General features: G+C 43.7%; 10 protein-coding genes. 8 read left to right on the forward strand and 2 right to left on the reverse strand.

Going from position 1 to position 13,249, the window contains the following annotated elements; genetic code table 11:
- Positions 1 to 435 carry a hypothetical protein gene (locus AC04MN_RS00335; protein WP_475381195.1) on the forward strand — a complete coding sequence of 145 codons (435 nt, stop codon included), beginning with the start codon at positions 1 to 3 and terminating at the stop codon, positions 433 to 435.
- On the opposite strand, the gene AC04MN_RS00340 is transcribed toward AC04MN_RS00335, so the two are convergent.
- Positions 432 to 1,886 (reverse strand): flavin monoamine oxidase family protein, encoded by a 1,455-nt coding sequence (locus AC04MN_RS00340; RefSeq protein WP_475381196.1) that lies wholly within the window; start codon positions 1,884 to 1,886, stop codon positions 432 to 434. The genes AC04MN_RS00335 and AC04MN_RS00340 overlap by 4 nt on opposite strands.
- 30 nt (positions 1,887 to 1,916) lie before the next feature.
- On the opposite strand from AC04MN_RS00340, the gene AC04MN_RS00345 reads away from it, so the two are divergent.
- The 4 genes from AC04MN_RS00345 to mgtE all read left to right on the forward strand — a co-directional run bounded on the left by AC04MN_RS00345 (position 1,917) and on the right by mgtE (position 7,673).
- Positions 1,917 to 2,555 carry a 2OG-Fe(II) oxygenase gene (locus AC04MN_RS00345; RefSeq protein ID WP_475381197.1) on the forward strand — a complete coding sequence of 213 codons (639 nt, stop codon included), beginning with the start codon at positions 1,917 to 1,919 and terminating at the stop codon, positions 2,553 to 2,555.
- Positions 2,552 to 4,363 (forward strand): ABC transporter ATP-binding protein, encoded by a 1,812-nt coding sequence (locus AC04MN_RS00350; protein ID WP_475381198.1) that lies wholly within the window; start codon positions 2,552 to 2,554, stop codon positions 4,361 to 4,363. Before AC04MN_RS00345 ends, AC04MN_RS00350 begins: the two co-directional genes overlap by 4 nt.
- Positions 4,350 to 6,260, forward strand: a complete 1,911-nt coding sequence (locus AC04MN_RS00355) for an ABC transporter ATP-binding protein (protein ID WP_475381199.1) — start codon at positions 4,350 to 4,352, stop codon at positions 6,258 to 6,260. The genes AC04MN_RS00350 and AC04MN_RS00355 overlap by 14 nt, the downstream gene beginning before the upstream one ends.
- A 72-nt stretch (positions 6,261 to 6,332) precedes the next feature.
- Positions 6,333 to 7,673 (forward strand): magnesium transporter, encoded by a 1,341-nt coding sequence (mgtE, locus tag AC04MN_RS00360; protein WP_475381200.1) that lies wholly within the window; start codon positions 6,333 to 6,335, stop codon positions 7,671 to 7,673.
- Between the two features lie 4 nt (positions 7,674 to 7,677).
- Here the strand turns inward: mgtE and AC04MN_RS00365 are convergent, their stop codons facing one another.
- Positions 7,678 to 9,582 (reverse strand): S8 family serine peptidase, encoded by a 1,905-nt coding sequence (locus tag AC04MN_RS00365; protein ID WP_475381201.1) that lies wholly within the window; start codon positions 9,580 to 9,582, stop codon positions 7,678 to 7,680.
- Positions 9,583 to 9,754: 172 nt separating this feature from the next.
- On the opposite strand from AC04MN_RS00365, the gene AC04MN_RS00370 reads away from it, so the two are divergent.
- From AC04MN_RS00370 to AC04MN_RS00380, 3 genes are read left to right on the forward strand one after another with little or no spacing between them, the layout of a single operon-like run.
- Positions 9,755 to 10,369, forward strand: coding sequence for a DUF502 domain-containing protein (locus AC04MN_RS00370; RefSeq protein WP_475381202.1), 615 nt, complete (start codon positions 9,755 to 9,757; stop codon positions 10,367 to 10,369).
- On the forward strand, positions 10,366 to 11,778 hold the full coding sequence (locus tag AC04MN_RS00375) for a hypothetical protein (protein ID WP_475381203.1): 1,413 nt from the start codon (positions 10,366 to 10,368) through the stop codon (positions 11,776 to 11,778). The genes AC04MN_RS00370 and AC04MN_RS00375 overlap by 4 nt, the downstream gene beginning before the upstream one ends.
- A 4-nt stretch (positions 11,779 to 11,782) precedes the next feature.
- Entirely contained in the window at positions 11,783 to 13,228 is a 1,446-nt protein-coding gene (locus AC04MN_RS00380) for a hypothetical protein (RefSeq protein WP_475381204.1), read from the forward strand.
- Positions 13,229 to 13,249: the final 21 nt, after the last annotated feature.

Genomic DNA, 13,249 nt, shown 5'->3' on the forward strand with positions numbered 1-13,249 from the left:
ATGAAAGAGCTCTTATTAAAGTTTTTAGGCTCCGTCATTCGGAGCCTTTTTATTTCTGCCATTCTATTTGTTGTTGGATTTTCTGCAGTCACCGGAGAATTTCCGCCAAACTTTAAGCGCATTCCGTTAATGTTTGAACAAGTGCAAAAACTAACTCAGGTGACTCGGCAAATTCACGACAAACAAAAGGCTTTGAATAAGCAGCAAATGGAAAATGGCTATGTTGAAAACGCGGACGTCGAAGAACTTCAAGAGCTGCAGCTGCGACGGGCTGAAATTGGAACCTCTATTCTTCCTCAAGGACCAGGCACAGTCTCTTCACAGTCCCCTTCGGGCCAAGATGATGAAACAAAGGCGCGTCTTAACAAATTGGAACAAAGGATGCTTCACCTAGAAAGCGAACTGCAACGACTCCAGGAAGAAAAGAAAAATTAAACTTTAATTTTGCTAATAATCGATTCCGCAGCGGTGATTCCCGAGTGAACCGCTCCTTCCATAGTTGCAAAATCATTCACACTCATAAAGTCTCCGGCAAATAAAATTTTACCCGCAGCTTCTGTTCTACCAAGAATTCCAAAAGACCGCGCATATTCTCCGGGCCCAAAATACGGTAAACTTCCACCGATAAAACTTTTCTTCGCCCACTTTAAGCTTGGACCAACTTCTTTTAAAACGTTGTTATTTACCGCAGATACTTTTGTTAAATCCTGCTCGAGACGAGTCGTCGCGATATCATCTTTGGCTCGGCGTTGATAGGCATTCACGGAAAGGGTTCCTACTTTGGAGGCCTCCCAAAAAGCCTGGGACTCAAAATCTCCGAGCACGTAATTCGAGCTGCTCAATTTCAAGTTTTCTGCAACAAAGATTCCTTTTTCACCGTCACCAAGTTTAGCACTTTGCACGGCTTTGTATTTATCTTCGTTAAAACCAAAAGAATCTAAACCATCAAGTTTAGAGTATGCAGACATGGGTAAGGCCATAATAACTCTTTTGCCGTAATAACTTCTTCGGCCCTCTGGTGTCTTAAAATTCAGCTCTATGCCCAAAGTGCTTTTCGTCATTGAAACCAACTGATGCTGACCTCGCACTAAAAAGCGCGGAACTCCCCCCGATACCCGATCATAAAGAGTTTGTGTCAACTGTCCCCACCCACCCGGAAGTATGTAGGTTCCGCCAGAGTGAAAACGAACTTCCTTTAAAAAATGCAGCGCAGAAAGTTGATCTGCAGCAACACCAAATCGATTTTCAAGACCAGAAACTAAAACAGCCAAAAGCTGTTCATCGACTTTGGACGACAGCTCTTTGACTAAATCTGCAACGGACTTTTGATCAAACGTGATCACTTTTTCAAAACGTTCGGCATTCTCATACGTAATTTGAAAATTCTGTCCCTGATAAACCTCTAACTTTAGTTCATAAAGAGCTTTCGCTAAAGGTGAAATTTGTTTTTTCAAAGAAGAGCTCATAAATGATTTCCCCTTGAATAAATACAAATCCTCACCGACTGCCTTTTCCTTAAGCAATTGAGGCTTAAATCCTAATTCCTTCGCTAAGCCCAAAATATTGGTTTGATGTCCATAGACAAACTCTCCGCCCAACTCACCCCAAAGACTTGGCGCACCAAGTCCGTTGATAGAGTAGATCCGCCCTCCAATACGATCTGAAGCTTCAAAAAGCCGATAGGGAACCTTATTTTTCTTCAAGTGATAGGCAGCCGACAGACCGGCTAAACCACCGCCAACAATCAAAACTTCTTCATCAAAAATTCTTCGACTTTCTGTAAACAGAGAATCAAGGCTTGAGCATCCCAACAGAATAAGAGAGGATCCAGCTACAGCACTTTGTATAAAATCACGTCTTGTAAGAACTTTGTTTCTGACTGTCATGAGCTCATTTTAGAAAGGAAGCCCGAACGAATGCAAGCAGAAGCCCGATCTTCAATGCTTAAAGTTATTTTCGATCAGGTTGCAGATCAGTTAAGCACCCAAGGCTTCTCTATCCAAAAACAGCTATTTCCTCAAGAGCTTTGCTTAAGATTGCACGAAGAGCTCATCGAGCTCAAAAACAACAATGCCCTCTCTAAAGCATCTATTGGCTTCCAAAGCTCGAAGCAAGTTCGCTCCGACATTCGCGGGGACTTCATTCACTGGTTGGATAATCAATCTGGCGAAGAAGCCGCATCAAACCAGGCATGGAATTTACTAGAAGAAATTCGTCAAGAACTCAACCAACAGCTTTTTTTAGGCCTAAAAAAATTTGAAGCTCATTTTGCATATTACCCTCCCGGTGCTGGATATGAAATGCACTGGGACAACCACAAAGGACTGGGGCAACGCCGGATCACTTTTGTCCTCTATTTAAATCCGCATTGGGAGAATGGCCAAGGCGGCGAGCTTCAAGTGCATGCCTCCGAGCCTCCCTTCAGGGAGCTATTCAAAGTAGAGCCTCGTCTAGGAACTTTGATTCTTTTTAGAAGCGATTTATTCCCACATCAAGTATTAACAAGTCATCGCGAAAGATGCAGCCTAACTGGCTGGTTTAGAACGGACCTATGAAACCAAATTCACTTTTAAGAGAAGTTTTTTTTACTCGGATCGAATGGAGACTGCTTATTATCTTAAGCAGTCTAATTACCGCAATTTTGGGATTACTTGGTCCATTCTTTCAAAAAGAGTTCGTAGATCGCCTTACAAATCATGTCACTCCATGGTCAGCACACTTCTTTGCCGAATTTCCAGTGCTGGGTTTTATTGGTCTTGCTTTTATATGCATTTTACTAGGGCAGATTTTTCAACAGCTGACAGCTTGGTTGGGATCTCGAGAATCTTTTTTAATGCAAAGAATTTTCGCACAAAAAGTTTACGACAAAACATTAAGCCTTCGAGTCGACACAATGACTCACCGCCCGATTGGCGAGATCGTCCAGCTCTATGCTCAAGATGTTCCAGGCGCAACCGTTTTCTTGGATCAAACTCTGCCCAGCGGCGCCTCGACACTTTTCCCTCTTATTCTCGCCCCTGTGGCCCTAAGCCTGTTGTTTGATATTTCGATATTGCCGATCGTCGGTGTCATGGTCCTGCTTATTTCCTTAAATAGCTTCATGGCGTTTCGCCAATCTCGCTTTTTCTTCCGCTTTAAACAACTCGCCGGAGAACGCATTGGCCTTGTTAATGAATGGATTCAAAACATTCGCACCATCCGAATTTTAGGTTGGACTCGGTACTTCGAAGAAAAGATTTTTCAAAAACGTGAAGTCGAAACCCTTAACAGGATCAGCATGGTCACAAATGGTCAGATCATGAATTCACTTTCGTCATCGGTCACTTTTTTATTAAACGTAGCTGCACTCTTAACTTTGATTTTGTTCAGTAAAAAATCAGTCACCCCCGGAGAACTTCTAGCCCTGTTATGGATTGTTGGAGTCTTTTTAACTCGCCCGTTCAGACAAATGCCCTGGTTTTTCACGTTTGCGTTCGACTCGTGGACATCATTAAAAAGACTGCAGAATTTTTTAGACATCAAAAACGAGATACCTCACTACCCAGCTACCAATTTACCTTTAAATCACCAGACCAAAGCAGATAGCATCCTCAGCGTCCGAGGTCTTCAGCTTCGCATTGGCAATCGAGGTATTTTAAAAAATATCAATTTTGACATTAAAAGAAATGAATTTGTGGCCATTGTGGGTGAAGTCGGTTCAGGAAAGTCGATGCTTCTTTTATCTTTACTTGGTGAAACTGGCGCTCACTTCGATCACTATCAAGCAAGTGATATTTTGTATAACGGCTACAATCAAGATCAATTAAGGTCTCAATTTGCTTACGTTCCTCAAGAGGGATTTATCATGAGCGCCACGCTCCGTGAAAACGTAGCCTTTATCTATGATATTTCGCAAGAGCAAGATCCCTTAATCGAAGAGTCCCTACTTACAGCACAGTTCAATTTGGATAGTGAAAGGGTCGCCGCGGGTTTAAACACCGAAATTGGAGAACGTGGAGTCAATCTTTCCGGCGGACAACGACAACGAGTCAGTTTAGCGAGAGTTCACTTTGAGAAGGCTCCAATTCTATTACTTGATGATTGCCTCAGTGCGGTTGACATAGAAACCGAACATAAACTTTTAGAACAACTAACCAAAGGTGCCTGGAAAGATCGAACTAGAATTCTAGTGACTCACAGACTCACAGTTCTCCCGCAGGTCGATAGAATTCTTTTCTTCAAAGAAGGACAGTTGATGGCAGAGGGAACCTATTCCGAACTATTGAATTCCAATAAAGACTTCCAAGAATTTACAATCAGTGTCGCTTCCAACGAAGTCGAGCAGCACTCAACAAACGCCGAGGTCCAGCATGGCAAAAAATAATTTGGTTAAACCTCGGCATCTTTCAGATGGAGAAAGCGAAGGCCAACAAGAGTTTCGAAAGGAAATCTTCACGACACTTTATCACGCTTATCGTCCGTTCATGGGACGCATTCTTTTGGTACTGGTTCTTGGGATCTGCGGTCGTACTTTACTTTTGGGCAACACCAACGTTATCGGATATTGGGTGGACTCATACTGCCAAGGGACACTCTGCAAACCGATTCCTTCGTTTTTTGAAGGCTTCAAAGAACTGGACTTCGTCTTTACATTGCTAACGATGACGTTAATGGGACTCTTAACGACGCTATCATTCAGGGTCATATTCTCGCGTCTATCAGCTCGAGCTATCTCTAGCATCTACGATGAAACGACTCTTAGAACTAGCCGCTACGAAATGAGTTTCTTCGACAACACCCCAGCCGGCCGAATCATCACTCGCTTTTCTAGTGACTATGGCAACATATTCCGAATGTTTGGCGGGCCTTTAGCAGAATTTGTTTCGATTGTCTTTGACCTTACTATGATGGTGATTTTAATTGCGATCGCCAGCCCATTTTACCTATTCACAGTTGTTCTAATAGCCCTTTTAAATTACGCGGTTTATAAATTAAATCAGCAAAAGCTCCGTCGCATGCGCCGAGACCTATCGGCGAGTCGCTCACCATCTATTGCCCATTTTGCAGAGACCACCCAAGGCGCGAGCACCATCCGCTCATTTCGGCGTAGCCAGTCCTTCACGGAAAGATTCACACAACTGGATCAATACTTACTAGATCAAAAGCTTAAAACCACGACCGCAATTCTAGGTTTTTCGTTACAAATGAATATGCTAACAGCCTTACTGCTTTTGGCCACAGGAGTTATGGCTTTTTATATGGTTCAAAATGGTTGGGCTTCCGTGGGCTCAGTGGGAGTTGCTTTTACATTTATCACTCTATCTGGAAACACTGTTCAAATGTTCTTTGAGTGGCTCACTCAATTTGAGGAAGCCATTATTGGCCTAGAACGCTTAGATCGCTACATCCAAAAAGAACTAGAGCCAGGCGCAAAGCTCCCAGCAAGTTCACAATTTATGACACCTCATCCTCGCTATAAACAGCTTGAAGAGGAAACACTCTTTGGACATCGATTAATCGCAGAAAATGCCGCAAGCATTCAGATTCGTGATCTCTGGTTCCGCTATCAAGAACAACTTCCATGGGTTCTAAAAAATATAAATTTAGACATAAAACCTGGCGAAAGAATGGGCATTATCGGAAAAACAGGCTCGGGTAAGTCTTCTTTAATTCAGGCCCTCTTTCATCTGTACCCGATTTCTCAAGGCAAGGTATTCCTTAATGGACTTACCCCACAGACAGATCTGACGACCCCTATTCAACCCAATGAAGTGGACCTGCAACTGTATCGGCGTTCGATCTCGTTTATTTCCCAAGAGCCCATTTTGTTTTTAGGAAGCCTTCGCGATAATTTGGACATCGAAAATAGAATCTCCAATGAACATCTATTTGAAGTTCTGGATAAAGTCGGGCTCGGTGAATGGGTGCGTAAACACCCACGTGGTTTGCAGATGAAAATCGAAGAACGAGGCAAAAACCTTTCACTTGGGGAAAGACAACTTCTTTGTATGGCACGCTGTCTATTGCAAGACAGTCCAGTGGTTGTCATGGATGAAGCAACCAGTTCCGTAGACCCGCAATCCGAAGAGATTCTGGTTAGAGCCACTGAAGAGTTTTTTGCAGGAAAAACTCAGATTATTATAGCCCATCGCTTAACCACTCTATTGAAGTGCGATCGCATCGCTTGGATTCATCAGGGCGAGCTAAAGATGTGTGGCCCCACATCGGAGGTCCTGCAAGCTTTTGAAAATTTCGCAGATTCCAACGACCTTGGACATTAATAAATATTTTCCCTCATTTCAGGGTTGAAGGCCTCCCCATTTCAGGTTACAAAGATCCAACAGGGAGGCCATATGCAAGACGAAAAAATCGATAGCATAGAATCTCAAGAGCAAAATGAAATTCACTCCCTGATGGACACCTGGTCGGCTTTGACTAAATCCGAGCGCAGATCTCGTTTTGCAGAGTTACCCCGTACCGATGCGGAAGAACTATTCCTAAGCTTAAAAACACATGATCAAGCGGAACTTATTGAGGAAGCCTCGGCCCTTGAAAAAAGATCTTGGGTTCGCTTATTGGCTCCTGATGATGTTGCCGATTTAATTCAAGAAATGGGACTAGACTCTCGCGATGAAATTTTAGCTCTGCTAGACCCTCAAACTCGACGCGAGGTCACCGCACTCTTGGCCTACGCAGAAGACAATGCCGGGGGCTTGATGAGCTCCCGCTTCGTTCGCCTTCGTCCAGATATGTCTGTCGACGAGGCCATCTCGTACTTGCGAATTCAAGCAAAGACAAATATAGAAACGATCTATTATTGTTACGTTCTAAATACGGACCAAACTCTTTTAGGCGTGGTCTCTTTCCGGGAGCTTTTTTCAGCCCAACCTGGAAAGAAAATTCACGAAATCATGCAAACCGATATGATCAAAGTCCACGTGGATCTGGATCAAGAACATATTGGAAAGATATTTCAAACACATGACTTGATGGCCGTGCCGGTCGTTGACGATGAAGGGCATATGAAGGGGATCGTGACCTTCGATGACGTTGCAAATGCCATCCAAGAAGAGGCCACTGAAGATATCCAAAAAATGGGTGCGGTTGAAACTTTAGATGCCCCTTACTTGCAGATTTCTTTATTTGAAATGATCAAAAAGCGAGCAGGCTGGCTGTTGGTCCTATTTATCGGTGAAATGTTCACAGCAACAGCAATGGCTCACTTCGAACACGAAATCGAACGAGCCGTCGTATTAGCACTTTTCGTTCCATTAATTATTTCATCCGGTGGAAACTCGGGCTCGCAAGCCTCAACTTTGATTATTCGGGCCATGGCATTAGGAGAGGTTCGCCTTAAAGATTGGTGGCGCGTTGTTCAACGTGAATTGATCGCTGGATCGGCTTTAGGATTTATCTTAGGAGCGGTCGGCTTCACTCGAATAATTCTTTGGCCGACGCGAGAGCAACTGTACGGTCCTCACTACATGTTGGTCGGCGCGACTGTGGCCACTGCAGTTTTTGGTGTTGTTTTATGGGGATCCATTTCCGGCTCAATGCTGCCATTGATTCTTCGAAAACTGCGCTTTGACCCCGCCTCTGCTTCTGCGCCGTTCGTAGCAACGCTTGTCGACGTTACGGGGCTTATTATTTATTTTACTTTGGCCAGCTGGATTCTATCCGGAGTCTTGCTTTAGAAGCTTAAGCTTTTAGCAAGCTCTGTGACCAATCTCGAATCATGGCCATTACGCCCTCCCGAGTTTGATCAAACTGAACTCCATAAGCTTGGTTCTTCTCGGACCAAACAATATGTCCCTGAACCTCGACGGTCTCATGACCATCAGGACTCGAGATTCGCATGGTAACAATTCCACCTTTTTCTAGGGCCTGATCAACATTGAAAGAGAGCCCTCCTTCAGAAATTGTGTTCACTGTCCCCTCAAGTTCGCGGTCGCCCACTTTTAATTTAACCGACGAGTTCATTCGGAATCTTTCGAATCGACGCCGAGGATCCGACGACGACGTTGAGGACTTCGTTCGCAAATACGTCCAAGCTGCCAAAGGCAAAAACAACAATCCTAAAATTGCTCCCAGGCCTCCACCACTACCACCCTGTCCTACACTTGCAACCAGCCCGCAACCGCCGACGGTCTTCTCTTCAGAAGATGCAGGGGATCTTTCCGATTGGTATGATGGAGTGTACGAAGGCAAAGAAGATTTCGTACTCATTAACGACATTGTTGATTGAGCTGCCGAGATCGATCGCGACAAGCTGACCACACCAGAAGAAAAAACCTTCTGAGAAAGTCCACTGATTACATTCGCATTTTGAATAATGATGTTCTTGATATCATAGCTATTTAGATTGGCGTTTTCACGAAGCAGCAACGCCGCCGTACCCGCAACAAAAGGCGCAGCCATACTCGTACCCGATGACATTCCGAAAGCACCCATACTCATAGGAATGCTACTATAAACATTCACTCCAGGGGCCGCTACCGAGACCTTCGCCTTCCCATAATTCGAAAAATACGCGATCGAATTGTCGTTTTCAACAGCGGCAACCGATATATTAGACGGGATATCGTAATTCGCAGGATACATGGCGACTGAGTCGTTGTTCTGACCATTATTTCCGGCCGCAGTCACCACCACAACATCATGATTATAAGCGAAAGTCATGGCATCATGTAGAGAACGCGAGTAAGAAGGCCCTCCCCATGAATTATTGATTACTTTTGCACCGTTTTGGACTGCATAATAAAGAGCGCGAATAGCATTAGAAGTAGAGCCCGCACCTGAAGCATCTAAAAACTTCAAAGGCATGATCTGAATTGGGCTTTCGTTACACGAATTAATGATATCGACGGCAGCTCCAACAACAGTCCCTGCCACATGCGTTCCATGACCGTCATCGTCGATCACATTCCCAGAGTTTGAAATAAAATTGTATCCATTCACATCGTCGATAAAGCCATTGCCATCATCATCAATGCCATTGCCAGCCACTTCAGAGGAGTTGCGCCAAAGGGCCGCGTTGCCAAATGATAAATCGACATTTACATTACAGTTCGCCTTAGCCGGCTTAAACAAATAGTGGGTTCGATCTACCCCCGTATCAATGACGGCCACGATGATTTTACCGGCACTGACCGGCAAAAGCTGAGGCCACGTAGATTGCACTGACGATTGATAAGAAGAATTGCCAGATTGAGTGAAACCAAGTCCCGACTGATAGCTAGCTGCCGATATTTCTTCACGCGACATCACGGATTGGATTTGCCCGACGTCGCCATCATTTTTGCGAAGTACAAAATTAGGCTCGATAAATTCAACATCTGGATCTTGGGCAATCTCTTCGATATTGACCTCGGGTTTCAGGGCAATATGGGCCATGCCTAAATGACCAAAACTAGCCTTTAAGGACGCTTTTTCACCTAATTTCCCCAAGAGTTTCGACGATGCCGCGACCGCGGACGGGCCTGCTTTGAATTTAATCAAATATTCGCCCGGAACGACTTCAGGAGTCGCTGAGGCCATGGGCACATAGAGCTGAAGACAGAAAAGAAACAATAAAACCTTTAAAGTGCTATTTGATCGATGCACCACAGTCTCCCTTTTTAACTTGTTCTCTATCGGCCCGAAGTCTGGTTTAATTAAATAGATTCCTGTATCATTTTAGGATTTTTGAGCTTTTTTTTCATTCGCTCTGGACTTAAAAACTCGGGAACAAATTTCGATAAATAAGATTAGTATTCAAACGAAACACTGGACAACTATGAGACGCCTACAGCAGATTTTTCTTCGAGGACTTGTTACTTTCATTCCTTTAGCATTAACCATCTTTATTATTATTGGTGGCATCAGGGGTGTTGATAATATTTTTGGAAACGCCTTACGCGAGATCCTTCCTGTGTACATACCCGGCCTAGGAATACTTTTAACTCTACTTATTATTTTCTTACTCGGCCTGCTTCTAACCAACTTCATCACCGCCGGTCTCATGCATGAGATCGAAAAGAAGCTAACCGAGGTTCCATTTATCAAGGCCATTTACTCCCCACTTCGAGACGTCATGAACCTTTTCAGTAAAGGTGGCGGTCCCGAGGGAATGAAAACAGTGGTCTTTGTTGATATTGCCGGAAATGGTGGCGTCAAAGCTCTTGGACTTGTTACCCGCGACGTCTTCGTCGATGTTCCTGGAATTGAAAAGTATGCGACAGATCGCGTTGCCGTTTATATACCATTCAGTTACGGATTGGGTGGTTTCACTTTCCTAGTTCCGCGCTCGCAAATCGAGCGCGTTGACATCCCCATCGAGAAAGCAATGAGCCTTGCAATTACGGGGTGGGTAAAGGTCGACAAAAAAACTCCTGAAGGAGAAAACAAATGATCGAGTCACCTATCGGCCTGCGCACAACCAATGGAAAAGCTCTTCAGATAAACAAAGATCAAAGCATCTATGGTGCCTTCGCAGAAATTGGAGCAGGCCAGGAAGTGGCTCGCTTTTTTTTCCAAGCAGGTAAAGCCTCACAAACAATTGCAAAAACGATCTCGGCTTACGACATGATTGTAAGTGATGAAATCTATGGACGCGAACCAAATGGTCGTTACGTCTGTGAAAGCCGCGTCGAAAAAATGTTGGGACATGAGTATTCTCTACTGGTGGATCGCCTTGCCGAAAAACGCGGCGACGAAACCAGATTCTTTGCTTTTGCCGACACCGTGGCTACAGCCACTCCAGAGTCTGGCAAACAAAGCCACGGCTGGCTCGGACTGCGATTTCAGAAAACGCCCAACGGGCCTTTTAACGATATAATTCTGCATGTTCGAATGTTGGATAAATACCGTCTTCAACAACAAGAAGCCCTTGGAATTTTAGGGGTTAATTTAATTCACACAGCCTTTCACCACTTGAATTCTCAAGACGAACTCGTTCCTCGCTTAACCGAAAATCTTCGCGAGGGCCAGATTGTCATAGACGTCATCAAATTTCATGGCCCTGACATGGCCCATTTTGACCATCGCCTGGTAAATCTAGAACTTGTACGCCGAGGCCTATCAGAGTGCATTTTATTCTCTCCGGATATGGAGATCATGAACATAGCTGACGCTATATACAAAAAGAATCTTCTTATTCAAAGGGGCACCTTTAGACCCGTTACAGTCACCCACGAAGATGTGATGAAGAAAGGACTGAGTCAGCTAGAAGCCGAAATTGCCACTAAAGCGAATGGCGATGAAAAGCTTCCAATCTTGCATATGATGGAACTGACCATGCACAATCTTCAACAAGATGGACATATCAACGAAAAAGACTTTCTTGCTCGAGTCGAAATGCTATGCAAACTCGGGCATCACGTTTTAATTTCAAATTTCTTTTTATTTTACGGTTTGAAAAGATTCTTAAGACGTTATAATTCGAACCAAACTGCATTGGTGGTTGGCGCAAATCATCTAAATAAACTCTTCAATGAAGATCATTACCGTGACTTGGAAGGCGGACTTCTCGAAGGCCTCGGTAAGTTGCTTGATGATAAAACCAAACTTTACATTTATCCCCACAAGAACTCGATGCTCTGTTTAACCGCCAAGAGCTTCTTCCCGTCGCCTCATTTACGACACGTTTACTCGTACTTCATCGAAAACAACCAGATCGTTGATATTTCAGGTTGCGACGAGGCGGCGGACTATCATCATTCCGCGGACGTCATGAAGCTCATTGAAGAAAGAAATGGGCAATGGGAACTCCTGGTCCCTAGCTCACTGGTTCAATTTATTAAGCAAAAATATAAAGTTTAATTCGATGGACCTATTCAAAGGCTTTAGCCTTAAAAAAGATCTTTCACCTGTCCTTATTTGGCTCGTTCCCCTTTTGCTGGCAGCCACCTGTGTTTGGCCACTTTTTGAGAATGACCTTTTTTATCTTTTAAAAGCTGGACAAGAAATAATCAACACTGGACAAGTAAGTTTAGTCGAATCTTGGAGTTTTACCGCGTCGGGCGAACCATGGCTCAATCACCAGTGGCTATCACAAGTTTTATTGCATTTTTTTGCCAACGCAATTGGAACTGAAAACCTACCTCTGATTCGTGCGATCCTGGTATTTTTACTACTGTCCATTGTATCCTTCAATCATCGCAAATTGCTTCCCCACTCGAATATTCTTTCAAGTACTCTAATAGTACTTCTCTGTTTCATTTGCATCTGGCCCCGAATTCAACTTCGATCCGAACTCTTTGCTTTTGTAGTCTTCTCGATTCTTTGCTCACCATATCTCGAGCTTCAAAAAATCAAATTGAAAGCCTTTATTCACGTCTTTTTGTTAATTATTTGGTCCCAACTCCATGCCGGAACTGCATGGATTGGGGTTCTATACAGTCTATGCTGCCTTTGGCCTCGCCCCTACGATAAGTTTCAAAAAAAATTTCTTCCTCTATATGCTCTCTGTGTATTTATTCCGTTCATCATCTTTATCAGTCCCTTGAAATTCTCTATAATTGAAGTTTTATGGGTCCACTCCAGTCTTACCGACAACCCTGAACTTGGCTCTTTAACCTGGAACCACCTCAACCCATCTCGGTTCGGAATTTCAGTACTGCTTCTTTTTCCATTGGCCTTTTATAAAATATACCAATGCAAGCGACATAAGAATTATAATAAATTAGCATTTCTGTTTGTTCTTTTAGCAATTTCCTTTTTTAGAGTCCGCGCACTTCCCTACCTTGGACTTTTTCTTTTTTCGAACTTCACATTTGAAATAGCGTCTAAAAAATTCAGGTATGCTTCGGTCTTTGCTCTAACTATTTATTTAGCCACTTTAAATCTGCTATCCCCAAGAAGTTGGGGCCTGGGCTTCGATAAAAATATACTGCCTATTGATACTGTCGATTTTATTTTAAATCACAAAATCGACGGGCCGATAATGAATCACTACAACTTTGGCTCTTATTTAGCCTGGAAAGTTCCTTATAATAAAGTCTTCATCGATTCTCGCGAGACTCCGTTTTTAAAGCTTGAAGCTCGCCTTCAAGAAATTAAAACATCAGAAGAGTGGACGCACTTTTTAGATGATCTAAGCATTCAAGCAGTTCTGGATTTACGTCCCTCGGAAGACCAAGCCTCGAGCTTTAGAAACCAATACCCTCCAGCTACTTGGGCGCTAGTGGCATTGGATGAATCCAGTGTTCTCTTATTAAGGCGATCAATTGTAAACACGCCTGTTATTAATTCGTATGAGATGCCCTATTAATTGCGCTTTTTGATGTAAATA

The organism is Bdellovibrio sp. ZFWA1, assembly GCF_056175665.1.

Bases quoted from the DNA above. Each gene is read 5' to 3' on its own strand.
- AC04MN_RS00335 (WP_475381195.1), top strand. From the start codon at position 1: ATGAAAGAGCTCTTATTAAAGTTTTTAGGCTCCGTCATTCGGAGCCTT.
- AC04MN_RS00355 (WP_475381199.1), top strand. From the start codon at position 4,350: ATGGCAAAAAATAATTTGGTTAAACCTCGGCATCTTTCAGATGGAGAA.
- mgtE (WP_475381200.1), top strand. From the start codon at position 6,333: ATGCAAGACGAAAAAATCGATAGCATAGAATCTCAAGAGCAAAATGAA.
- AC04MN_RS00370 (WP_475381202.1), top strand. From the start codon at position 9,755: ATGAGACGCCTACAGCAGATTTTTCTTCGAGGACTTGTTACTTTCATT.
- AC04MN_RS00345 (WP_475381197.1), top strand. From the start codon at position 1,917: ATGCAAGCAGAAGCCCGATCTTCAATGCTTAAAGTTATTTTCGATCAG.
- AC04MN_RS00350 (WP_475381198.1), top strand. From the start codon at position 2,552: ATGAAACCAAATTCACTTTTAAGAGAAGTTTTTTTTACTCGGATCGAA.
- AC04MN_RS00375 (WP_475381203.1), top strand. From the start codon at position 10,366: ATGATCGAGTCACCTATCGGCCTGCGCACAACCAATGGAAAAGCTCTT.
- AC04MN_RS00380 (WP_475381204.1), top strand. From the start codon at position 11,783: ATGGACCTATTCAAAGGCTTTAGCCTTAAAAAAGATCTTTCACCTGTC.
- AC04MN_RS00340 (WP_475381196.1), bottom strand. From the start codon at position 1,886: ATGACAGTCAGAAACAAAGTTCTTACAAGACGTGATTTTATACAAAGT.